The sequence below is a fragment of the Propionispora sp. 2/2-37 genome, from assembly GCF_001298735.1.
Taxonomy (GTDB): Bacteria; Bacillota; Negativicutes; order Propionisporales; family Propionisporaceae; genus Propionispora.
Genome location: NZ_CYSP01000005.1, coordinates 21696 through 46311 on the forward strand (window position 1 = coordinate 21696; position 24616 = coordinate 46311).

A 24616-nucleotide genomic window follows, 5' to 3' on the forward strand; every position below is an offset into this window, starting at 1 on the left:
TTTAACGATAGAAACCCTGCAAATGTTGAGTTTGCGGGGTTTCTTTTGCTTTAAGCAGCTAAAACAAGCTGAAATTTTATTCATTAGTGACAGGTCAAAGAGAAACTATATCAAATTATAGCTTTGACTGACTGCCCATGGTTTATGAGTTAATATTTACAAAAAATGCAGCCCGGGAACTTATTGCCGGGCTGCATTTTTGTCCTGTTATTCTTTTGCCAGCGTGATAGGAGTCAGTTTGGCTTCCTCTGCGGTGGAGGGGCCGATGTAAGCGTTTTTCACCATGGAACCAAGAACGATGGCCTGACGTTTTTTTGCTGCTCCAAAATCAACATAAGGGGAATTGAGGGAAGGGGCATTAGGCAGTCCGGCCAACATGGCGATTTCAGCGAGATTTAAGTCGGCCGGCTGTTTACCAAAATAAATTTGGGCTGCCGGTCCGATCCCGTAAGCCCCCGAGCCAAAATAAATACTGTTCAGATACATCTCCAGTATTTCTTCCTTGGAATAACGAAGCTCCATATCCAAGGAAAGGAGGGCTTCTTCTACCTTGCGTCCCATAGTTTGGTCATGGGACAGGAAAATATTCTTTACCAGTTGCTGGGTAATGGTACTGCCGCCTTCGGCAATGGCCCCGGCCTGCATATTGACCAATGTGGCACGCAGTATACCTTCAATGTCAAGACCAATATGCTGATAGAAGCGATTATCTTCAACAGAAATAATGGCCTGCTGCATGGCGATGGGAATATCGGCCAGAGGGACATAACTTTCTGTATTTAATTTGGACTGTACTGCGGTTTTTAAAGCAACGATACGGTATAGGCGCTGACCGATCCCGGTTACATTTACTTCGCCGGCAGGCAGTTCCACTTCAGCGAACTGAGTAACCCGCGGTGCCAAATTCGTTTTTTTTTCTGATAGAACCGACAAGATGCTTGTGCCGCCGGCCCACCAGAAAGATGCTAAGAATAAAATCATGAGAAATAGCAAGAATCTCTTGATACGCATAATGCCCTCCTGTTATGTTAAAACAGCGGATGCCGGGTTTTATGACAACTGGTCTGTAAAACTCCGATACTATTATTCTACTCCAGATCTTACTTTTTGACTATAGTACGGACTAGTACCGTATCAATCCTAATCTTGTGGATACTGACGGTATATTTTCCGTAAACCTGCGTTGTCGTCATCTTCCATCATTCCTGATATGCGCGCATGGCAAAAAATCTCCGCAATCTAACCGGAATTTTTAGCCGGTCAAGGTGCTAGACAGTCATAGGACGCTGCCTTCCGTAGTATGATTGTAGAAATGGTTCCGGTATGCCGGAAGAATTTGGTGCGGAGGGATGAGCATGCGGATAGTGTCCATCCAGCGTAAAAATTGGCAATGGCTTGCTGTTTTCAGTGTGGCGGTTGTAGTTTTGAATTATTTGGCTATACGTTTTCTGGCAGCCGACGACATTGAAAATGTGAATCTGGAGAATTTACAGGGGCGGCGGATTGCCATTGACCCGGGGCATGGGGGGATTGACAGCGGGGCCAGCGGTCACGGTGTCATTGAAAAAGAAGTTAATATGGCGATAGCTGGAAAAGTTACAAAAATATTACAGGATCATGGTGCTGTAATATTTTTAAGCCGTGAGGGTGACAATGATTACTATACACGGGGAAAAGGCGGCAAACGCAACGATTTGTTAACCCGGATTGACAAAATAGAGCAAGCACAGCCCGAAGTGTTCGTCAGTATTCACTGTAATGCCATTAAGGGGCCGGATTTATCGGGAGCCCAGGTTTTTTACAGTCCCAAATTTGAACAAAGCAAGCAACTGGCAGAGGTTATGCAGCGGGCATTAAAAGATTTTCCTCCGGGTAATCGCAGGCAGGCAAAGCAGGATTTGCATATTTTAATGTTGAATGGAATCAAAGTTCCCGGTGTTCTTGTTGAAACCGGATATCTGACAAATAAAAAAGAAGCTTCCCGGTTAGCCGATCCGGCCTATCAGGAAGAATTAGCCGGGCATATTGCCAAGGCGTTAGCGTATCATTTCAGCAAAAATGCGGGACAATAAACTGAATTCATTGTAATATGCGGGAGGAATTGAGCGCCATGAACAATTTAGTGTCCTGTGCTTTACTGCCTCATCCACCGATTATGATCCCCGAAGTCGGCAAGGACGAAGTTCATACCATTCGTTCAACTATCACGGCTGTAGAGGAGGTAGCCCGGAAGATAAAAGACGATAATGTGCAAACCGTAGTGATTATTAGCCCTCATGGCCCTGCTTTTGAAGATTCGGTCAGCATCAGTATTCATCCCCGGCTGAAGGGAAATTTAGGGGCCTTTGGTGCACCGGATGTTGTCCTGGGCTTCGAAACCGATGGATTTTTGAGCCGCCATATTATAAAAAAAGCGGACCGGCTGGGAGTTAATCTGGTACAATTGACCGACGATCTGGCGAAAAACTACCGGTTTCCGTTAGCCTTGGATCATGGTGCCTTGGTGCCGCTATATTATTTACATAAAACCGGTTTCAAAGGACAACTGGTACATTTGTCGGTAGGAAATTTGCCTTATGAGGAAATGTACACTTTCGGTAAAGCGGTACAAGGAGCTATCGGCATGGCGGACAAGCGGGTGACGGTCATTGCCTCCGGGGATTTGTCACACCGTTTACTGCCGCAGTCGCCGCATGGCTATAGCCCGTCCGGGGCAAATTTTGACAGACAGGTTTTGACTGCATTAGCAGCACTCGATAGCAAAACCATTTTAAATCTAGATAAACAAATGATAGCCGAAGCGGGTGAATGCGGCCTGCGCCCCATTTGTTTTTTACTGGGCGTGGCTGGCGGACTGGCTATGCAGGGCAAAGTACTGTCCTATGAGGGACCGTTTGGTGTCGGATACGGTATTGTTTTGCTTACACCCACCGTACAAGGAGGGAAATAGTATGCCGGTAAACGAGAGGAGTTTCCCGGTAGAACTGGCTGCAAAGAGCCTCAGACATTATCTTGCCACCGGCAGCTTGCTGGACGTTCCGGTGAATTTGCCGGCTAAATGGCAGACACGAGCCGGTGTTTTTGTATCGTTGAAAAAACAGGGACAGTTGCGCGGCTGTATCGGAACCTTTCAACCGGTTCAAAGCAATATTGCCGCCGAAATTATCCACAACGCAGTCAGTGCCGGAACGCAGGATCCTCGCTTTCCCGCAGTAACCGAACAAGAACTGGACGAGATTTCTTTTTCAGTAGATATTCTGGAGCCGCCGGAAGCCATCCGAAGTTTGGCGGAGCTTGAACCGCAGAAATATGGCGTAATCGTCTCCTCTGGCCATCGCCGGGGATTGTTGCTTCCCATGCTGCCGGGCGTGGATACGGTCGAAGAACAGGTTGCCATTGCCAAAGACAAGGCCGGAATCGGCCAACAGGAACCAGTACAGCTTTATCGATTTACGGTTGCACGTTATACGTAACGAAGGTGAAAATATGCAAAGGGCACTTTACTACCGGAAAGGGACCAATAGTGTACAATGCCTGCTTTGTCCCAAAGAATGCAAGATCAGTGAGGGGCAAAGCGGTTTTTGCCGGGTACGGCAAAACAGGCAGCAAACTTTATATGCCCAAAATTACGGAGTTTGCTCTGCTTATGCCCTGGATCCGGTGGAAAAAAAGCCGCTTTTTCATTTTTTCCCCGGCAGGCAGATTCTGTCGATCGGAACCTGGGGCTGTAATTTTACCTGCCATTTTTGTCAAAACTGGCGAATCGCCCAAGAAATGCCCGAGCTTGTCTCTCTCTCCCCGTATCAGGTAGCTGAATTAGCTTTTGAACAAACGCAACTGGGAAATATCGGAGTAGCTTATACGTATTCCGAGCCCGTTGTCTGGTATGAGTATGTGCTGAATACCGCCAGACAGGTGAAAGAACACGGTCTGAAAAATGTCATGGTTACCAATGGGTTTATCAATCACGAACCTTTATCTCAGCTTTTACCGTATCTGGATGCTCTGAATATTGATGTAAAAGCCTTTACCGGTGAGTTTTATCAAACGGTATGCGGCGGTCAGCTGGAGCAGGTCAAACGGACGGTTGAACTGGCGGCGGCATCATGTCACGTGGAGATTACCACCCTGCTGGTTCCCGGGTTGAATGACGATGAAAGCGAGATAGAAGCCCTGGCCCGTTGGTTAAGTGACGTGAATCCCGATATTCCGCTGCACATTTCCCGCTATTTTCCTAATTACCGGCTACATAAGCCGCCTACTTCGGCGGCGACGCTGGAAAAAGCCCGGCAAACAGCCGGAAAATATTTACATTATGTATATTTAGGAAATATGGGAGACAAGGGAGTCGATACCTATTGTCCGGTCTGCGGCTATAAAGTAATTGACCGCGTGCGCAGGGAGAGTGTTTTATCCAGTGATAAAAAATGCCCCCGATGCAGGGGCAGTATACCAATTAGCGGTGATGTAACATATTAATGGATTGCTTTTTTCTTTACCCGGCCGCCCATCACGTCGTGCACGTCGTTAATGGTGACAAAGGCTTCTTCGTCTTTTTCCTGGACAATTCCTTTTAATTTGGCGATTTCCAGCCTGGTTACAACCGAATAGAGAACTTTTTTTTGTGTTCCGGTGTAGCCGCCTTCGCCGTGCAGGACGGTTACGCCACGGCCCAGACGTGCGATCAGAGCGGAAGCAATTTCATCAGGGTTGTCCGATACAATGATAACGCCTTTGGACTCATCCAGACCTTCGATAGTGATGTCAATTACCTTGTAGGCTATATAGTAGGCTGCCAGGGAATACATGGCTTTATCCCAGGTATAGACTAAGCCGGCACTGCCCAGAATGAATAAATTAAAAAACATGACAATTTCGCCGACGGAAAATCCTGTTTTCTTATCCATAATGATAGCAATAATTTCCGTACCATCCAGTGAGCCGCCGTAGCGAATGATCAAACCTACACCGACGCCGACAATAATGCCGCCGAAGATAGCTGCCAGGAAGAGGTCATTGGTTAGTTGCGGTACGGGATGCAGGAGCGATGTCCATAAGGCCAGTGAAAGAACCGAAAATAAAGTGGACAAGGCGAAGGTTTTACCGATTTGCATATAGCCGAGATACAAAAACGGCAGGTTTAGTACTATTAAAAACAAACTCATTGGCAGATGACTCAAATGGCTGGCCATGATGGAAATGCCGACGATTCCTCCGTCAATAATCTGATTCGGGATTAAAAACTCTTCCAAACCGACCGCTGCCAATAGTGAGCCAAGAAATAACATCAGGTACTTTTTGCCGTAGGAAATGGCCCGATTCTTTTTCTTAATCAATCATATCGCTTCTCCTTTTATGTTTATTCGTCAAATTTATATAATTATACCATAATTTCTCCGATTGCTCCAGTTCCTGATGACGGAGGATTGGCAGGATGAATAGGGTTTGCATGATTTTGAAAAAAGATATTCCAAACGGTTAATCTCAAAAATATTCGCATTAGCGGCTGCTGGCTTCGGTTGCATGCCGTTGAAGGGCATGACAAATTTGTCCATAACTGAGGTATGGCCGGTAAACGAAATGCAATACAAAATACAAAAGGTATTGCATTTTTATTCATATAGGCGTATAATTATTAATCATTAGGGGGGGATGCAATGAAAATCAGCATTATTGGTGCAACCGGATATACGGGGGAAGAGCTGCTTAGACTTCTGGCAGGTCATCCGGACGCTGAAATCGTACATATTACCTCGGAAAGCCAGACAGGGGCAGCTATTCAAACGGTGTATCCTCACCTCAGGGGATTTTATGATAAAAAACTGGAAAGCCTTAGAGAGCTGGAGGCTATGGCTGACAGCGATGTGGCCTTTATTGCCCTGCCGCACGGTCATGCGATGGAAGCCGGGAAACAGCTTTCCCGGATGGGGGTTAAAGTGATTGATCTGGGGGCGGACTATCGCTTCCGTGATCCGGCGGTTTATGAGCAGTGGTACAGGGTTCCTCATACCTACAGGGATGCTCAGGCCGTATATGGATTGACGGAATTGTATCGTGCCCAGGTGAAAGAAGCCTCTATTGTTGGAAATCCCGGCTGTTTTACGACAGCCAGTATTTTAGCACTAGCACCTCTGGTGAAATTCCGGCTGATTGAACTGGATACCATGATTGTCGACGCTAAGTCGGGAGTATCCGGAGCGGGCCGGGGGCTGAACCTTAGCAGTCATTTTACCGAAGTATTTGAAAATCTGAAGGCCTATAATATTGCCGGGCATCGCCATACTCCGGAAATTGAACAGGCACTTGGGGAAATAGCGGGTTCTGCTGTGACTGTCAGCTTTACGCCGCATTTGATTCCCATGGCGCGCGGTATTTTAAGCACCTGTTATGCCGGCATTAAGCCGGGAGTTAGCGCCGGTGACATTGATGCTGCGTTTCAAGCGCTTTATGCCGGTGAGTTTTTTATCAGGCTGTTAGGCCGCGGCGGCTATCCGGCCACCAAGAATACCCGCGGTTCGAATTTTTGCGATTTAGGCTGGCATATCGACAGCCGTACCAATCGTGTCATTGTGGTTTCGGCAATTGATAATCTGGTAAAGGGCGCAGCCGGTCAGGCAGTGCAGAATATGAATGTGATGTTCGGGTTGGATGAGCGGGCCGGCCTCACGCAGGTACCTTTGTATCCGTAAGACAACAACAAGAACTTCAGACGGCTGAATGCCGCTGCGATAATATGGGAGGCTGCAAAATTATGTTTAAAGATATTACAGGTGGTATTACCGCACCACAGGGGTTTAAAGCTGCCGGTGTAAAAGCCGGTTTGAAAAAGAGCGGCAAGGAAGATGTTGCGGTCATTTATAGTACGGAACCGGCGGCTGCTGCCGCCGTGTTTACCACCAACACGATGGCGGCGGCTCCGGTTATTGTCTCCCGTCAGGCTGCCGAAAAAGGCAAGGCTTCGGCGATTATTGTCAATTCCGGTTGTGCCAATGCCTGTACTGGTGAACAGGGGCTGGCCGATGCCAAGGCCATGGCCAGAATTACGGCGGATTTACTGGGCGTGGCTCAGGATGAAGTGCTGGTTGCTTCTACCGGCATAATTGGCGTTACCCTGCCAATGGAAAAGGTTGCAGCCGGTATAAATAAAACCGTCGGGGAGCTGTCGGTGGAAGGAGCGGCCAAAGCGGCACAGGCCATTATGACAACCGACACGTTTGCCAAAAGCTGTGCGTATGAATTTGAACTGAGTGGCAAAATGGTTCGTATTGCCGGTATTGCAAAGGGATCGGGCATGATCCATCCCAATATGGCGACCATGCTGTCTTTTATCACCACCGACGCTGCTATCGCAGCACCGGTGTTAAAGCAGGCGCTGACCGAAGCAGTGGGTGTATCCTTTAATATGGTATCGGTAGACGGTGATACCAGCACTAATGATATGGTTGCGGTACTGGCCAATGGACTGGCCGGCAACACGGTTATCGCCGACAGTGCCGGTAAGGACTATCAGTTGTTTAGTAAAGCGTTGACTGCCGTTTGCATTGATCTGGCTAAAATGGTAGCGCGTGACGGCGAAGGCGCTACGAAATTCCTGGAAGTCAATGTGTCCGGTGCGGCCAGCTTTGCCGAAGCAAAAAAAGCTGCCATGGCTATTGCCAAGTCGCCGTTGGTGAAAACAGCTTTCTTTGGTCAAGACCCGAACTGGGGACGTATTTTATGTGCCGTTGGTTATTCCGAAGCAGCCGTGGTGCCGGAGAAAACGTCTTTAGATATCAGCGGCATTACCATTGTAGAGAACGGATTGGGCGTTCCATATGACGAACATGCTCTGCGTACGGTCATGGCGGCCCATGATATTGTTGTGAATGTTGATTTGGCTGCCGGCGCTGCCAAAGCTACCGTCTGGACCTGTGATTTCTCTTATGAATACGTTAAAATCAACGGAGAATATCATACCTGATAACAGACGCCTAAAAATGAAAAGTACGATAAGCCGGCTTAAGTGCCGGTTTTTCCTATAAAGGAGTGTTGCGGATGGTGAACTCGCCGGAGAGAACGGCAGCCGTACTGATTGAGACGTTGCCGTACATGCAGTTATTTACCGGTAAAACGGTTGTAATCAAATATGGCGGCAATGCCATGATTAATGAAGAGTTAAAGCAGCAGGTCATCAAGGACATTGTTTTAATGAAATGCGTAGGCATGCGTCCGGTTGTAGTCCATGGCGGCGGCCCAGAAATAACCGGTTTTTTAAAACAGCTGGGTAAACAGTCTTCTTTTGTCAGCGGGCTGCGCGTGACGGATACCGAAACGGTGGAAGTCGCCGAGATGGTATTGACCGGAAAAATAAACAGCGAGATTGTCTGCCTCTTGAATAGTCAGGGTGCCAAAGCCGTGGGATTGAGCGGCAAGGATGCCAACCTGGTTATAGCGGAAAAGCATCTGGCCGAGGTTTATGAAAACGGTGCAGTCAGACAGGTCGATATTGGTTTTGTCGGTGATGTGGTAAAAATCAATACCGGACTTTTGCATACCTTGCTGGATCAGGATTACATTCCGGTGATTGCGCCGATCGGCAGTGGTACGGACTATGCGACATATAACATCAATGCCGACTATGTTGCCGGAGAAATTGCCGGTGCGCTGGGAGCGGAAAAACTGATGCTGCTGACCGATGTGGAGGGGATTTACCACGATTACCACGATAAAAGCACTTTTATTTCCACCCTGACTTTTGACAATGCCAAAGAGATGATCCAGGAGGGCATAATCGACGGGGGGATGATTCCCAAAGTGGAAGCCTGCATCCGGGCGTTGTCGGGCGGAGCCGTCAAAGCGCATATTATCGACGGACGGCAGCCGCATTCGCTGCTTTTGGAGATTTTTACCTCGAAAGGGATTGGCACGGAGATTGTAAAAGAGGGTTAGCCTGCATTGGTGTTGGGAGACAAGTTGGTATAAAGGAGGAGAACAGCTATGGATCAACAGACGGTTATGAAAACCGATGAACAGTATTATATGAAAGTGTTTGCCCGGTATCCGATTGTGCTGTCGTACGGAGAAGGGCCCTATGTATATGACAGCAATGGGAAAAAATATATTGATTTTTTAGGCGGTATTGCCGTGAATGTGCTGGGGCATGCCCATCCGAAGCTGGTGGCGGCGATTACCCGGCAGGCAGGACGGTTGATTCACTGTTCCAATCTTTATTACACCGAAGAACAGGCATCGCTGGCCGCCAAGCTGGCCGAGGCCAGCGGTATGGACCGGGTGTTTTTCGGCAATAGCGGTGCGGAAGCCAATGAAGGCGCCATTAAACTGGCCCGTAAGTACGGCAAGACCGTCAGCCCGGTAAAAGTGGAGATAATTTCCGCTTACGAATCCTTTCACGGACGGACGCTGGCTGCCCTGACAGCTACCGGACAGCCTAAATACCATAAAGGGTATGAGCCGCTGCCGGGCGGATTTAAACACGTGCAGTATAATAACCTGGAAGAACTGAAAAACCTGATGTCGCCCGAACGGACCTGTGCTGTTCTATTGGAACCTATCCAGGGCGAAGGCGGGATTAATATGCCGGCACCGGGATATCTGGAGGCGGTGCGCGACCTTTGCGACCAGACGGGAGCACTGCTCATTTTTGATGAAATTCAGACCGGGATGGGACGGACCGGCCGGATGTTTGCCTACCAGACCTTCGGTATTAGGCCGGATATTGCCACTGTGGCCAAGGGACTGGGCGGTGGAGTGCCGATCGGAGCCTTTATGACAACGGATAAGATTGCAGCGGCGTTTGCCCCTGGTGATCATGGCACTACTTTTGGCGGTAACCCGCTGGCTTGTGCCGCCGGCAATGCCGTACTGGACAGTATTGCCGAAGAAAACCTTCTGGCTAATGCCGCGGCTATGGGTGAGTACCTGGATGAACAGCTTACAAAATTAAAGAGCAAATATCCGCAGTGGATTACTGAGGTGCGGGGTAAGGGTCTGATGATAGGTGCCAAGTTGACAAAACCCGGACGGGACATCGTCAACCAGTGCCTGGAGCAGGGTGTCATCATTAATTGTACGGCCGGAGATGTGCTGCGTTTTGTTCCGCCACTGAACATCAACAACGGTCATATTGATGAAGTCATGGCCGTACTGGACAGTGTGCTGGCTGCACAATAAGGCTGGGAAGGCTGTTGCGGGGACGTGGAAGGACCTCCGTTAACAGCCCCCTTCCGGCTTCACGATTTCTTTAGAGACAAAACTGCAAGTGGTTACCGGCCGGTTATACCGGCTTAATCATTTTGACAGTCAAGATGGATGTTTGTATAATGATAAAGTGGGGGTTAATACCATGGGAATACAAGGAAAGGATTTATTGTCCATTCATGATTTATCGGTTGCCGAGGTATCCGAAATACTGGATGTAGCTGAAACGCTGAAGGCCAAACAACAACGGGGTGAGGAACATCATTGGCTAAAAGGCAAAACGTTAGGCATGATTTTTCAAAAGTCTTCGACCCGTACCAGAGTGTCTTTTGAGGTTGGCATGTGGCAACTGGGCGGTTTGGCTTTATTTTTGAGCGATAGGGATTTGCAGATTGGCAGAGGAGAACCGATAAAGGATACGGCGCGGGTTTTGTCGCGCTATATGGACGGGATCATGATCCGTACCTTTTCCCATGATGAAGTCAAAGAATTGGCCCGCTATGCGACCATTCCCATTATTAACGGGCTGACCGATTTACTCCATCCCTGTCAGGCGCTGACTGATATTTTTACCGTTAAGGAGCATAAAGGCGAGTTGAAAGGCCTCAAAATGGCATTTATTGGTGACGGTAACAATATGTCTCATGCTTTGATGCAGGCCTGTGCCAAAGTGGGAATGCATATTACGGTAGCCAGCCCGTCTGCCTATGCGCCGGATACCGCCATTGTGGACGAAGCGCGGGCTGATGCCGCTGTTTTTGGCAGCCGGGTGGAGGTTGTGACCGATCCCTTTGCTGCAGCTAAAGACGCCGATGTGTTGTATACCGATGTCTGGGCCAGCATGGGGCAGGAAGCCGAACAACAGAAACGGGAACGCGATTTTAGCGGATTCCAGATAAACCGTGAACTGCTGCAGACAGCTAAAAAAGATGCCATTGTCTTACACTGCCTGCCGGCGCATCGCGGGGAAGAAATCACCGAGGAAGTAATGGAAGGGCCGCAGTCGGCAGTTTTCGACGAAGCCGAAAACCGTTTGCATGTTCAGAAGGCAATCATGGCACTGTTAATGGCGAAAAATAAGAATCAATAAGATACATGTAGAAATATACAGTAATTAGGAGGATATAGGAATGAGTGCGATCAAAAAGGTAGTCCTGGCCTATTCCGGCGGACTTGATACTTCGGTTATTATTCCGTGGCTTAAAGAGAATTATCAGTGCGAGGTTATTGCCATGTGTGCCGATGTCGGTCAGGGTGATGAACTGGCACCGGTACGGGAAAAAGCCATTAAGTCGGGTGCCAGTAAAGTATATATTGAGGATCTGACCAAACCGTTTGTTGAAGAATATATCTGGCCTACCTTAAAGGCCGGTGCTGTTTATGAGGGAAAATATCTCCTGGGGACGTCGTTTGCAAGGCCGATTATTGCCAAGGCCATGGTTGCCATTGCCGAAAAAGAGGGCGCCGATGCCATCTGTCATGGCGCGACCGGCAAGGGCAATGATCAGGTGCGGTTCGAACTGACGGTCAAAGCCCTGGCACCACATCTGCAAATTATTGCCCCGTGGCGTATCTGGGATATCCGTTCCCGGGAAGATGCCATTGATTATGCGGAGAAACATGGTATCCCCGTTCCTGTTACCAAAAAACGTCCATACAGCATGGACCGTAATATCTGGCATTTGAGTCACGAGGGTGCTGACCTGGAAGATCCCTGGAATGCCCCGCAGGATGATGTGTATATGGTGACTACCACACCGGAACAGGCACCGGATGTTCCTGCTTATGTGGAAGTAACCTTTGATCAGGGAATACCGGTCGCAGTTGACGGCGAAAAGCTGGATGCGGTGGCTCTGCTGGAAAAACTCAATGCGTTGGGATCTGCCAACGGCATCGGCATTACCGATATTGTCGAAAACCGTCTGGTAGGCATGAAGTCACGCGGTGTATATGAAAATCCGGGCGGAGCCATTTTATACTATGCGCATCGCGAACTGGAGTATCTGACACTGGATCGTGCCACACTCCATTATAAAGAACAGGTGGCTGTGCGCTACGCCGAACTGGTATATGACGGCATGTGGTTTTCACCGCTCAGGGAAGCGCTGGATGCATTTGTTAATTCCACGCAGCAGACGGTCAGCGGCATTGTCCGCCTGAAGCTGTATAAAGGCAATATCATCAGTGCCGGTGCTAAATCTCCTTATTCCCTATACCATGAGGGATTTGTCACATTTGGCCGTGATGAAGTATATAATCAGAAAGATGCCGAGGGCTTTATCAATCTCTTCGGTTTACCGCTTAAAGTCCGTGCGCTGATGCAGAAGGAGAACAAGTAGGATGTCCAAACTTTGGGGCGGCAGATTTGCTAAAAATACCGATGTAATGGTGGAGGAGTTTACCTCCTCCATTTCCTTTGATCAACGTATGTACAGGGAAGATATCGCCGGCAGCATAGCCCATGCCCGGATGCTGGCCAAATGCGGCATTATCGATACCACAGAGGCAGAAACCATTATTGACGGCCTGCAGGCCATTCTGGCCGATATTGAAAACGGTACTTTTTCGTTTGAAGTTTCGCTGGAAGATATTCATATGAATATTGAAAAACGGTTAACCGAACGGATCGGAGCGGTGGGCGGCAAGCTGCATACCGCGCGCAGCCGCAACGACCAGGTGGCGCTGGATACCCACATGTACCTGAAGAAAGAAATTGAAGTCATTGCCGGGCTGATTGCCGATATGCAGCAGGCTATTTTGGATGTAACGGAAAAATATCCCCGGGCGGTGATGCCGGGGTATACTCATTTACAGCGGGCGCAGCCCATTTTATTCGCTCATCATATGCTGGCCTACTTTTTTATGCTGGCCCGTGATTTTAGCCGCCTAAAAGGCGTATGGGAGCGCACGGATATGATGCCTTTGGGAGCAGGCGCCCTGGCTGGTACCACCTTTCCGATCGACCGGCATTTTGTTGCCGAGCAGCTTCACTTCAGTCAGATTTATGAAAATAGCATGGACGCCGTCAGTGACCGTGATTATATTATGGAGTTTCTTTCTTTTGCTTCTATTCTCATGATGCATTTAAGCCGTATCAGTGAAGAAATTATTCTCTGGTCTTCCAGTGAATTTTCCTTTATTGAGCTGGATGATGCCCATTGTACCGGTTCCAGCATTATGCCGCAGAAGAAAAATCCGGATGTGGCGGAATTGGTGCGGGGGAAAACCGGCCGGGTATTCGGGCACCTGATGGCAATCCTCACCGTATCCAAGGGCCTGCCGCTGGCCTATAATAAAGATTTGCAGGAAGATAAGGAAGGATTGTTTGATGCCATTGATACAGTCAAATTCAGCCTGACTACTTATGCTTCCATGCTCAGGGCCATGCGGGTTAATGAAAATAGAATGCGCAGTGTGTTGCGCAACGACTTTTCCAATGCTACCGATATGGCGGATTACCTGGTGAAAAAGGGACTGCCCTTCCGCCAGGCCCATGAAGTTGTCGGTAAATGTGTGGCTTATTGTATTGAGCAGCAAAAATGGCTGATGGATGTATCGCTGGAAGAATTCAAATCCTTTTCGGAGCTGTTTGAACAGGATATTCTGGAAGCCATCCAAATTGAGACCTGTGTGGATGCCCGTAACTCCTATGGTGGCACATCGTCCGTACAAGTAAGACAAGAGATTACAATTGCCCGGAAGATGATGGATAAGCAGCGGATGGTACTTGACATGTATACAAAGGGCAACATATAATAATAGTATTAGGCAATAGATTCCAAATTAATAGATTCCAGAATTGTGAGGCTGGTTAAAAACACAGGCTTTTGCTTTGTCGTTTTTAACCAGCCTTTGGCACAAACTAAAAATAGTAGGGGGCATTTCACTATGGCAATTCCAGTAACAATGGCCGACATTCTGCACAGCGTACCCGCTGAGGATAAACTGGGATTTGGCACAATCTTTACCGATCACATGTTTGTCATGGATTATGAAGCGGAGAAAGGCTGGCATTCTCCCCGAATTGTTCCGTATGAAAAATTCGGCGTATATCCGTCCAATATGACGCTGCATTACGGCCAGGCTATTTTTGAAGGCATTAAGGCCTTCCGGACGGAGGATGACCGTATTGTTGTATTCCGGGTGAATGATTATTTGAACCGTTTTAATCAATCGGCTGATCATCTGTGTATTCCGCGAATTGATGTCAGGGAAGTAAAACAGGGATTATTCCAACTGCTGGAGATAGAAAAAAAATGGGTCCCCAGTAAGCTGGGAACCGCATTGTATATTCGTCCGTTTATTATAGCTACCGATCCTTATGTCGGTGTTAAGGTGTCGGATACTTACCGGCTGTTTATCATTTTATCACCTGTCGGTGCCTATTATGCCGCCGGTTTCAATCCGGTCAGCATTAAGGTGGAAGACAAATATGTACGGGCTACACCGGGCGGTTTGGGTGAAGCCAAGACTCCGGCCAACTATGCTATGAGTCTGCGGGCACAGGTGGAGGCCAAGAAAGAAGGCTATACGCAGGTATTGTGGCTGGACGCCATCCATCGCAAATACATTGAAGAAGTCGGTACAATGAACATTCTTTTCAAAATCAACGGCGAGATTATCACTCCTGCTCTTAACGGCAGTATTCTTAGCGGTATTACCCGCCGTACCGTGCTGGAGGTAGCACGTGACTGGGGGGTAAAAGCCACTGAACGCCAAATTTCAATCGAGGAAGTATATGAAGCGCATGACAAGGGCACACTGGAAGAAGTGTTCGGCTCAGGCACAGCAGCGGTAATTTCACCGGTCGGTGAGCTTTCCTGGAAGGGTAAAAAAATCACGATCAACAACAATCAAACCGGCGAGACTGCTCATAAGCTCTTTGATTATATTACCGGCTTGCAATACGGAAAACAGGAAGATAAGTTTGGCTGGGTGGAAACAGTAACCAAATTATAATGTCCATGAAATGCAAAATATCTTCGGCATACAATCGCCGGAGATATTTTTTTTCCAAACAAACAATAATCGCTAAAGGTTTTTCCTAATAATGGGTAGAATAATGTAATGAACTAATTCATTATTTATAAGGGGTTATTTTATGTTATTGCAAATTCGGGGTATACTGTCAACAATAGGGCTGCTGGATATTGTTGATATAGTATTAGTGGCTGTTGTTTTATACAAGCTGTATATTTTGATTAAGGATACCCGTGCTATTGCGCTGGTTAAGGGTCTCATCGTACTGCTAATGGCCACTCTGGTAAGTAAATGGCTGGATCTTAACGTAATTAACTGGCTGATGCAAAAAACGATGACCGTTGTCCTGGTGGCTTTGCCGGTGGTTTTTCAGCCCGAATTAAGAAGGGCACTGGAGCAACTGGGACGGGGGAACGTATTCCGCAAACGTGCCTTCTTGAACGAAGAGGAAACGGAACTGTTGTTGGATGAACTGGCTAAGGGAGTTGCCGTACTGTCGAAAAATAAGATCGGGGCGTTACTCGTATTGGAACAGGACACCGGTTTGAATGATTATATTGAAACCGGAATTAAAGTCGACGGTTTGGTCTCCAATGAATTTCTGATCAATATCTTTATCCCGAATACGCCGATGCATGACGGAGCGGCCATCCTGCGCAGTGACCGTGTCATTGCCGCCGGCTGCCTTTTGCCGCTGACCGAAGACCGGAGCCTCAATAAGGAACTGGGCACACGGCACCGGGCCGCGATCGGGATTAGCGAGCAGACAGATGCCGTGGTTATTGTTGTCAGTGAAGAAACAGGAACCATTTCACTGGCAAGAAGCGGACGGCTCATTCGCTATCTGGATGTAGACAGTCTGAGAGAACACCTGCGGCCTCTATTTGTTGTTAAAAAACATCTGAAAATTACCGACTACTTAAACTGGAGGCAGTCGTCATAATGGACAGAATCCCAGGAAAACATAACGTTGCAAAAATTATTGCCTTGATTATGGCGGCCATTCTTTGGATCTATGTCATGAATGAACAAAATCCGCCGACCGAAACTTCTATTGAGGTGCCGCTTGAGGTCCGCAACCTGAGTTCTAATTATGTCGCCATGGATGTACCGGGACAGATCAGAATTAAAGTTCGGGCGGTACGAACGCTGATTTATGGTATCCGCTCGCACGACATCCAGGCCTATGTGGACCTGAAAAACGCACCGGAAGGGAAATATACCGCACAGGTAAATACCGTCCTGCCTCCGGGATTTGAACTGGTGGAAGTCAATCCGGACAAGGTAACCATTAACCTCGATCCTATTTCCAGCAAAAAAATGCCGGTTGAAGTGCGTTTGAGCGGGGCGATAACAACAGGAATGGTTGTAGGTAAAGTGGCAGTGGATACGGAACAGGTTACCGTTCAGGGGCCAAAATCACTGCTAAATGCGGTAGAAAAATTAGTTGCCAATGTGGATATTTCCGAAAAATATGCCGATTTCACAGCCGAGGTTCCACTGACGGCGTATAATCGCGATAACAAGAAACAGGAAGGGATTACGTTAAATCCGACAAATGTAAAGGTTTCGGTTACACTGGCGCAGAGCGTCACCAAAAAAACGGTTGATGTCAAACCCATCCTTTCCGGTGAATTGGGGACCGGTATTGTGCTGCAAAGTATCACCTGCGAGCCGGCTAAGATAGAAATTTCCGGTGATCCCCAGGTTTTGGGAAGAATTGATTTTGTATACACCGAACCCATCAATATGGCCGGAATTGATAAAAATATCAGCAAAGTGGTCAAGCTGCAGCTGGGCGAAAATGTGGCGGCACAACAAAACACGGTTACCGTGCATATTGTTGTGGGGACGAATCCGGCTATACCGCTGCCGCCCAAGCCTTAATGGAAAAATCTACTTTTCGTACAACAGCTGATAGTATATAATATATGAGGTGCGTACTTATCAGGGTGCGGCCGGGAAAGTATGTGGATTTCGTCGTCCGCAAATATAGTAAGGTGGTTGAAACTACTTGCTGCGTATAATGAACTTACGTGTGCCGATTGACAATAATGATTCACCGACTGAATTGGCTGCCCGCAGACTAAAGCTACCGGCAAGCGCCATCCACGAAACCATGATTGTCCGCCGGGCCCTTGATGCCCGGCGCAAACATAATATTAATTTTGTATATTCTCTTGAAGTAAGGACGAAAGTTCCGGAAGGTCAGGTATTATCCCGGCTTCGTTCAGACCGGGATGTCGCAGCGGTAGCGGAACCTGCGGTGATGCCTGTTGTACCCGGTGAAAAAGTTCTGCCTTCCCGTCCGGTGGTTGTCGGCCTGGGCCCAGCCGGTATGCTGGCGGCGCTGACACTGGCGCGCTACGGCTACCGGCCGCTGGTTTTGGAACGGGGGCGTGATGTAGACAGCCGTTCCCGGGATGTGGCTCACTTTTGGCAGACGGGCAGTTTTAATGCCGTCTCGAATGTGCAGTTTGGTGAAGGCGGGGCAGGAACTTTTTCCGACGGCAAACTGACAACCCGGGTACAGGATCCGCGGATGAGGGAAATTCTTGATATTTTTGTAGAAGCCGGTGCAGCTCCGGAAATCCGGTATCTGCATAAACCGCATATTGGTACCGATAAACTGCGTCAGGTGGTAAAATTCATCCGCCAGCGGATTATAGAACTGGGCGGTCAGGTGGAGTTTGAAGCCCAGGTAACCGATGTCGATGTGAAAAATGGCTGCCTGCGGGGGGTGGTAGTGAATGAGAACCGGTATATCCCTTGTCAGGTTGCTTTGTTGGGGATCGGGCATAGCGCCAGAGATACCTACCACATGCTGCACCGCAGGGGACTGGCGATGGAGGCCAAACCTTTTGCTATCGGCGTGCGCATTGAACACCCCCAGCAGTTGATTGACCGGGCACAATACGGTCCAATGGCCGGCCATCCCAAGCTGGGGGCGGCTGACTATGCCTTGGTATATCATCACAAATCCACGGGCAGAACGGCTTACTCTTTCTGTATGTGCCCCGGCGGCCAAGTGGTTGCCGCCGCTTCGGAAGCGGGCGGTGTAGTGACTAACGGGATGAGTCTGTACAGCCGTTCATCAGGGATAGCCAATAGTGCACTGGTTGTCAATGTCGATCCGGCCGATTATGGCCGGGGAGTTTTAGACGGCATTGCTTTTCAGCGACGGTATGAGGAACTGGCTTTTCAGTGCGGCGGCAGCGACTATCAGGCCCCGGTGCAGGCGGTAGGCGATTTTCTGACCGGAAAACACGGCAGTCAGGACTTTTTGGTATCCCCCAGCTACTGTCCGGGCACAGTCATTACCGACCTTACGTTGTGCCTGCCGGATTTTGTCAGCCATACCTTATTTCATGCGTTGCCGGATTTTGACCGGAAAATAAAGGGGTTTGCCCATCCTGAGGCCGTGATGACCGGAGTTGAGACGCGAACCTCGGCTCCTGTGCGCTTAAGGCGGGATGAACAGTATTGTTCGGTAAATACCGGCGGTATTTATCCGATTGGCGAAGGCGCCGGCTATGCGGGCGGTATTATGAGCGCCGCCATTGACGGATTGAATGCTGCCATTGCCTTAATAAACAACTACAAACCATGTTGAGCGCGCCTGCGTTCGTTGTGAATAGAAGGGAGAACAGCAATTTATGGGAAAACTATTTGGAACCGATGGTGTACGCGGGGTAGCCAACGCGCAACTAACTGCGGAAATGGCCTTTAAACTGGGCCGTGCGGCAACTGCCTTTTTCGGCAAAGAACATGTGAGGCCGGTTTTTTATATCGGACGTGATACACGGATTTCCGGGCAGATGCTGGAAGCCGCTTTGGCGGCGGGAATTTGTTCCGCCGGTGGTCAGGCGGTACTCCTGGGCATTGTGCCGACACCGGCTGTTGCCTATTTGACGCGCAAGCATCAGGGACAGGCAGGGGTAGTCATTTCCGCTTCGCATAATCCCTACCCGGATAATGGTATTAAATTTTTTGCCGGCACCGGTTATAAACTGCCGGATGCGGTGGAAGACAAGCTGGAAGAACTGGTATTGGCCGAAGACGATTCCATGCCCAGGCCAACCGGGGAAAATGTCGGCACCATCACGCACCATCATGACCTTATCAAAGAATATATTGATTATGTAGTAAGTACCGTAAACTGCCGTTTTGATCAGCTTAAAATTGTTGTGGACTGTGCGCAGGGGGCGGCTTACGAGATAGCGCCGGTAGCCCTTAAACGGCTGGGAGCGGATGTGATTGTATTACATAATCAACCCACCGGTACGAATATCAATGACGGCTGTGGCTCGACCCATCTGGAAAAACTTCAGCAGGCGGTGAAAGAGCACCGGGCCGATATCGGCATTGCGCATGACGGTGATGCCGACCGTTGTCTGGCTGTAGACGAAACCGGGGCAGTTGTCGACGGCGACCAGATGATGGTCATCTGTGCACTGAACCTTATGCGTCATGGAAAACTAAAAGACAATACATTGGTTACCACGGTCATGAGCAATATCGGCCTGCATCAGGCGATAAAAAAAGCCGGCGGCAAGGTGCTGGTGACGCAGGTAGGGGACCGTTATGTGCTGGAAGGTATGCTGGAAAAGGGATATGTTTTGGGTGGCGAGCAGTCCGGCCATATCATTTTCAGTGATTACAGCACGACTGGTGACGGCGTGCTGACCGCCCTGCAACTGATCAATGCAGTAAAAGAGAGCGGTAAAAAAGTATCGGCCTTGGCCGGACTAATGACCCGTTTTCCGCAAATGCTGGTCAATATCCGGGTGGCAACCAAGGATGGCTGGCAGGATAACCGGCAAATCAGTGAGGCTATCAAAGCTGGTGAGAATGAACTGGGTGATGAGGGACGGATACTGGTCCGCCCTTCCGGTACGGAACCGCTGATCCGGGTTATGGCGGAGGGCCCGCAGCTGGATCATTTAGAAAAGATTGTGAAAAATATTGCCGATGTGGTTAAAAAGGAACAGGGCTGAGTTGACCACAGGGGAAAATTATATTACAATGGTTATGGCAAAGGAGCACCCCGGTGCTCCTTTGTATATACTATGGTGGGAGGTGAGAGATGGATAAAAATACGAAAATCATGCATAGTAAGAAAAGCGCTGGTGCTTGCGTTATCTGGACGGAAAAGATTCTTTACGCAAGCAGACGAGGAAGAGGTTTATCGAGTAGTCAGCGGATACCTCTCGGCATGTTGCAGGCCGTAAAACAGCCCTACAAAACCACCGGGCGACTCGTGGGACAAAAAGGCTGCCGCAAAGACAACTGAATAATGATGTCATGTCGATTTGCATATTAGGAGGATAATATAATGTGTGGTATTGTTGGATATATCGGCCCTAATCAGGCCGCACCTTTTTTGATCGAAGGCTTGACGAAACTGGAGTACCGGGGTTATGACTCCGCCGGGATTGCGGTATTTGATGGTAAAGAGATCAACGTAGAGAAAAGTGTGGGCCGTTTGGGGATTCTAAAGAAAAAGATAGAAACCGCCTCTCCGAACGGACATGTAGGAATCGGGCATACCCGCTGGGCGACCCACGGGCGTCCTTCTGATGTCAACTCCCATCCGCACACCGATTGTACGGGAAAATTTGTCGTTGTGCATAATGGCATTATTGAGAATTACCTGCACTTAAAGGAAAAACTCATTGCCAGGGGACATGTGTTTTCTTCCGAAACGGACACCGAAGTGGTAGCCCATTTGGTGGAAGAATATTACGAAGGCGATTTTGAAGCCGCAGTAAGAAAAGTGCTAGCTGAAATCGAAGGCTCCTATGCATTGGTTTTCATGACCGAACATGATCCGGACAAAATCATTTGTACCAAACAGGACAATCCGTTGGTTATTGGCCTGGGTAACGGTGAGAATTTTATTGCGTCCGATATTCCGGCGATTATTAACCGTACCCGCAAGACCTATATCTTAAGCGACGGTGAAATGGCGATTGTAACCAAGGATTCCGTCTGGGTTATGAACCGCCAGGGCGTGCCTGTTACCAAGAAGGTCTTTGAAGTCAATTGGGATGCGGAAGCCGCTGAAAAAGGCGGTTATGAGCATTTCATGATTAAAGAAATTTATGAACAGCCCAAGGCTATCCGGGAGACGATGTCCGGACGTTTGGCGAAGGATAACAGTACGATCCTTTTTGATGAACTGAAATGGACGCAAGGCGAGGTTGCCGCTATTAATAAAATCGCCATTGTCGCCTGCGGCACCGCCTACCATGCCGGTATTGTCGGCAAGTATTATCTGGAAAATCTGGCCCGCATTCCGGTGGAAGTGGATCTTGCTTCCGAATTCCGTTACCGCTCGCCACTGATTGATGACAAGACCATGGTGATCGTCATCAGCCAGTCGGGAGAGACACTGGATACGCTGGCCGGCTTGAAAGAAGCGAAACGTCTCGGTGCGAAAACGCTGGCCATCACCAACGTGGTGGGTTCCTCCATTGCCCGTGAGGCCGATAACGTCATCTATACCTGGGCCGGTCCGGAAATCGCGGTGGCTTCCACCAAAGCGTATACGACCCAGCTGGTGACCTTGTGCATGCTGGCTATTTATATGGCCGGACTGCGGGAAACCCTGCCGCCCGCCAGGATTCAGGAACTGATTGGAGGCCTGCGCAATCTGCCGGCTCAGGCGCATGAGATACTCGAAGATGTGGAACCGATTAAAACCTTTGCCCAGCAGTACGGTTTTAATGAAGACGTGTTTTTCATTGGACGCGCACTGGACTACTGCGTTGCCCTGGAAGGTTCCTTAAAACTGAAAGAAATATCCTATATCCATGCCGAAGCGTATGCTGCCGGAGAACTGAAACACGGAACACTGGCGCTCATCATTGAGGGCGTTCCGGTCATTGCCCTGGCTACCCAGCCGGATGTATACGAAAAAATGCTCAGCAATATCAAGGAAGTAAAAGCCCGTGATGCCGTGGTTATCGGGATTGCGATGAAGGGCGACGACCATATTCACAACTATGTCGATCACACCATCCATATCCCGGCCGCCCACAAATATCTGGCACCGCTGCTCGCCGTCATTCCGCTGCAACTCTTGGCTTATTATGCGGCCATTACCCGCGGCTGCGACGTGGATAAACCGAGAAATTTGGCAAAATCGGTTACTGTTGAGTAAACCGGAAGCTTATGCAACAAGTAAATTATAAAAATTTGTTCTGAATTAGGATCGCCCATGCCGTTAAGCATGGGCGATCTTTATTTGAAAAAAGGGAAAAAATAGAACAACTGGCTTGACAAACACGTTAAGATATCGTAATGTCGTAATGTCAGGTATATTATCTGCCAATAATAGACAGTATAATTAGAGAATGATGTCAGGAGGAAACATTTGATGCAAGAGATGATCGTCAAAATAGATAAGAACAGCCATATTCCTTTGTATTATCAAGTAAAAGAAGATATAACCCAACGGATTAACAGCGGTGAATTGTCGGAAGGTGAACTTTTGCCATCTGAAAACGACCTCATGAATATGTATTCCGTAAGCAGGACCACCATCCGTCAAGCCGTAGACTTACTGGTGAGGGAAGGCTTTTTAGAAAAGCGCAGGGGAGTTGGGACCTTTGTTTTAAAACCAAAGTCTTTTTTTTGGGATTTAGCTGAATTACGAAGTTTTGATGAAGTAATTAAACGTAAGGGCCTGAAAAGTACAACCAAAGTAATCAATGTAAGTAAAGTTAAAAGAAATAAAGAATTAGAAGAGGTTTTTGGCGATAATTACGATTATTTTTACCAACTGGACCGTATAAGATATATTGAAAATGATCCCCTTGAGTTGGTTACTACTTATGTTCCTTTTGATTTGGCACCTTATCTGGATCAATTTGATTTTTCCGAGAATTCCTTGTTTACTGTGTTAAGAAATGAATTTAATATAAATATAAAATATGCAGACAAAACATTTAACGCGATCAATGTTACCAAAGAAGATTCAGAAATTCTAAATATAAAAAAGAATACGGCGATTCAATTGGTAATTACTGTGACTTATGATGATCATAACAGACCTGTGGAATACTCGGTTTCTAGAGACAGGGGATTGATATCCCGTTTCAAAGTGATTTTGAGCAGGGCGGATTGAGTGGCGTAACTAGTTATAAAGCAATAGAGAAAATGGGTAGAAGATTTTGTGTAAGTGGTATGAGTGATCTTCCTTAATAACCGGAAGTGAAGCTTATTAAGCACTTATGCAGAATTTTTTTTTGCCCTTAAGCCGGACTCTAATTGTTTTTGAAAGGGGCATCTGTTCAATAAGTTCGTAACTGTTGGCAAATATCTAAATATTTCTTTGCAACTGCAAGAATGGTATAGTTTTTTCTTCGGAGATATCCCTCTGATGATTTTTCAAAAGCAGGGAGGTTATGTTGCAATACTTGTTTGATGCAATTCCTTTTAGTTTTATGATATCAAAAATGTAAGAATAGACAGTAAATTCTGTCGAAATATGAGGTAGAAGCGTTGACAGGTAAAATGAATAGTGATATTATTATATCACGACATCACGATGTCTGTAGAAAGGAAAAGGAGGAATTATCTTATGATTTCGAATTGGATCGATCTAAAAGACAAAGTAATCATTGTTACCGGAGGAAGCATGGGCATTGGTTCCCGTATTGCGGAAAATCTTATTGTCAATGGGGCCAGGGTTGTCATTGCAGATTTAGCCAGCACGGATAAGTTTGTTAACAACGATAACGTTTTATTTGTTGAATGCAATGTAACGAAAAAGGCTGACGTTGAAAAAATGGTTAATGTAGTGGTTGAGAAATATGGAAAAATTGACGGACTGGTTAATAATGCCGGGGTGAACCGGGCCCGTTTATTGGTAGATTATTATAACGGTGATAAGCGTCACGAACTAAGTGAAGAGGATTTTGACTTTATGGTAAATGTAAATCAAAAAGGCGTATTTTTATGTACCCAGGCGGTAGCCCGGGTAATGATCCCACAACGGAACGGGGTGATTATTAATATTAGTTCTGAAGCCGGCATGGAAGGTTCAAAAGGGCAAAGTGTCTACTCTGCGACCAAGGGTGCCGTAAATTCGTTTACATTATCCTGGGCGAAAGAACTGGGGCAATTTAATATCAGAGTGGTAGGAGTTGCGCCCGGAATTAACGAGCCTACGCCAATGGGCAATCTCAAGCATGTAGAAGACCTGGCCTATACCAGAGGAATCAAAGCTTCTAATGTTTCCGGTGATTATGCAAAAGTAATTCCCTTGGGCAGAGTGGGAAAACTCGATGAAATCGCCGATTTAGTAAGCTATTTAAATTCAGAACATTCGAGCTATATCACGGGCACTATTATGAATATTACCGGAGGCAAATCGCGGGGGTGAAGTCTGACGGGCAATCTTCCGGGCAATCCGGAAGAACGAAAGTATATT

The 24616-nt window shown here is 47.8% G+C and carries 22 protein-coding genes; 20 read left to right on the forward strand and 2 right to left on the reverse strand.

Features of this window, described 5'->3' with window-relative positions; all coding sequences use genetic code 11:
- Positions 1 to 207: 207 nt before the first annotated feature.
- Positions 208 to 1011, reverse strand: a complete 804-nt coding sequence (locus P22_RS06235; RefSeq protein WP_054259375.1) for a transglycosylase domain-containing protein — start codon at positions 1009 to 1011, stop codon at positions 208 to 210.
- A 344-nt stretch (positions 1012 to 1355) separates the two neighbouring features.
- On the opposite strand from P22_RS06235, the gene P22_RS06240 reads away from it, so the two are divergent.
- The 4 genes from P22_RS06240 to amrS are packed head-to-tail and all read left to right on the forward strand — an operon-like array spanning position 1356 to position 4479.
- Entirely contained in the window at positions 1356 to 2072 is a 717-nt protein-coding gene (locus tag P22_RS06240; RefSeq protein WP_235814567.1) for an N-acetylmuramoyl-L-alanine amidase family protein, read from the forward strand.
- A 38-nt stretch (positions 2073 to 2110) separates the two neighbouring features.
- Positions 2111 to 2950 carry an AmmeMemoRadiSam system protein B gene (gene amrB, locus P22_RS06245; protein WP_054259377.1) on the forward strand — a complete coding sequence of 280 codons (840 nt, stop codon included), beginning with the start codon at positions 2111 to 2113 and terminating at the stop codon, positions 2948 to 2950.
- A 1-nt stretch (position 2951) separates the two neighbouring features.
- Positions 2952 to 3473 carry an AmmeMemoRadiSam system protein A gene (gene amrA, locus P22_RS06250; protein WP_054259378.1) on the forward strand — a complete coding sequence of 174 codons (522 nt, stop codon included), beginning with the start codon at positions 2952 to 2954 and terminating at the stop codon, positions 3471 to 3473.
- A gap of 13 nt (positions 3474 to 3486) precedes the next feature.
- Complete coding sequence (gene amrS / locus P22_RS06255; RefSeq protein ID WP_054259379.1) at positions 3487 to 4479, forward strand: AmmeMemoRadiSam system radical SAM enzyme; 993 nt, start codon at positions 3487 to 3489, stop codon at positions 4477 to 4479.
- Here amrS and P22_RS06260 read toward each other — a convergent pair.
- Complete coding sequence (locus tag P22_RS06260; RefSeq protein ID WP_054259583.1) at positions 4476 to 5288, reverse strand: YitT family protein; 813 nt, start codon at positions 5286 to 5288, stop codon at positions 4476 to 4478. The two genes, amrS and P22_RS06260, sit on opposite strands and share 4 nt — an antisense overlap.
- A 369-nt stretch (positions 5289 to 5657) precedes the next feature.
- Between P22_RS06260 and argC the strand changes: the two genes are divergently transcribed.
- The 16 genes from argC to P22_RS06345 all read left to right on the forward strand — a co-directional run bounded on the left by argC (position 5658) and on the right by P22_RS06345 (position 24568).
- The gene (gene argC, locus P22_RS06270) at positions 5658 to 6689 is read left to right on the forward strand and encodes an N-acetyl-gamma-glutamyl-phosphate reductase (protein ID WP_054259381.1); all 1032 of its coding nucleotides are present in this window, start codon (positions 5658 to 5660) and stop codon (positions 6687 to 6689) included.
- Between the two features lie 62 nt (positions 6690 to 6751).
- A complete protein-coding gene (argJ, locus tag P22_RS06275; protein ID WP_054259382.1) occupies positions 6752 to 7960 on the forward strand; it encodes a bifunctional glutamate N-acetyltransferase/amino-acid acetyltransferase ArgJ in 1209 nt (402 codons plus the stop codon).
- Positions 7961 to 8034: 74 nt separating this feature from the next.
- The gene (gene argB / locus P22_RS06280; RefSeq protein ID WP_054259383.1) at positions 8035 to 8928 is read left to right on the forward strand and encodes an acetylglutamate kinase; all 894 of its coding nucleotides are present in this window, start codon (positions 8035 to 8037) and stop codon (positions 8926 to 8928) included.
- 48 nt (positions 8929 to 8976) lie between these two features.
- Positions 8977 to 10170: an acetylornithine transaminase gene (locus P22_RS06285; RefSeq protein ID WP_054259384.1), complete on the forward strand. Its 1194-nt coding sequence runs from the start codon at positions 8977 to 8979 to the stop codon at positions 10168 to 10170.
- Between the two features lie 172 nt (positions 10171 to 10342).
- Positions 10343 to 11287: an ornithine carbamoyltransferase gene (argF, locus tag P22_RS06290; protein WP_054259584.1), complete on the forward strand. Its 945-nt coding sequence runs from the start codon at positions 10343 to 10345 to the stop codon at positions 11285 to 11287.
- A gap of 40 nt (positions 11288 to 11327) precedes the next feature.
- A complete protein-coding gene (locus P22_RS06295) occupies positions 11328 to 12536 on the forward strand; it encodes an argininosuccinate synthase (RefSeq protein WP_172675815.1) in 1209 nt (402 codons plus the stop codon).
- Position 12537: 1 nt separating this feature from the next.
- Positions 12538 to 13953: an argininosuccinate lyase gene (gene argH, locus P22_RS06300; RefSeq protein ID WP_054259385.1), complete on the forward strand. Its 1416-nt coding sequence runs from the start codon at positions 12538 to 12540 to the stop codon at positions 13951 to 13953.
- 132 nt (positions 13954 to 14085) lie between these two features.
- Positions 14086 to 15156, forward strand: coding sequence for a branched-chain amino acid aminotransferase (locus P22_RS06305; RefSeq protein ID WP_054259386.1), 1071 nt, complete (start codon positions 14086 to 14088; stop codon positions 15154 to 15156).
- 142 nt (positions 15157 to 15298) lie between these two features.
- Complete coding sequence (gene cdaA / locus P22_RS06310; protein WP_054259387.1) at positions 15299 to 16120, forward strand: diadenylate cyclase CdaA; 822 nt, start codon at positions 15299 to 15301, stop codon at positions 16118 to 16120.
- On the forward strand, positions 16120 to 17064 hold the full coding sequence (locus tag P22_RS06315) for a CdaR family protein (RefSeq protein WP_054259388.1): 945 nt from the start codon (positions 16120 to 16122) through the stop codon (positions 17062 to 17064). Before cdaA ends, P22_RS06315 begins: the two co-directional genes overlap by 1 nt.
- Before the next feature lie 127 nt (positions 17065 to 17191).
- Positions 17192 to 18790, forward strand: coding sequence for an NAD(P)/FAD-dependent oxidoreductase (locus P22_RS06320; protein ID WP_054259389.1), 1599 nt, complete (start codon positions 17192 to 17194; stop codon positions 18788 to 18790).
- Between the two features lie 43 nt (positions 18791 to 18833).
- Entirely contained in the window at positions 18834 to 20174 is a 1341-nt protein-coding gene (gene glmM / locus P22_RS06325) for a phosphoglucosamine mutase (protein ID WP_054259390.1), read from the forward strand.
- 89 nt (positions 20175 to 20263) lie between these two features.
- On the forward strand, positions 20264 to 20470 hold the full coding sequence (locus tag P22_RS06330) for a hypothetical protein (RefSeq protein WP_054259391.1): 207 nt from the start codon (positions 20264 to 20266) through the stop codon (positions 20468 to 20470).
- 42 nt (positions 20471 to 20512) lie between these two features.
- Positions 20513 to 22342: a glutamine--fructose-6-phosphate transaminase (isomerizing) gene (gene glmS, locus P22_RS06335; protein WP_054259392.1), complete on the forward strand. Its 1830-nt coding sequence runs from the start codon at positions 20513 to 20515 to the stop codon at positions 22340 to 22342.
- Positions 22343 to 22558: 216 nt separating this feature from the next.
- Positions 22559 to 23308 (forward strand): GntR family transcriptional regulator, encoded by a 750-nt coding sequence (locus P22_RS06340; protein WP_054259393.1) that lies wholly within the window; start codon positions 22559 to 22561, stop codon positions 23306 to 23308.
- Positions 23309 to 23764: 456 nt separating this feature from the next.
- Positions 23765 to 24568 (forward strand): SDR family oxidoreductase, encoded by an 804-nt coding sequence (locus P22_RS06345; protein ID WP_054259394.1) that lies wholly within the window; start codon positions 23765 to 23767, stop codon positions 24566 to 24568.
- The last annotated feature ends 48 nt before the right edge of the window (positions 24569 to 24616 follow it).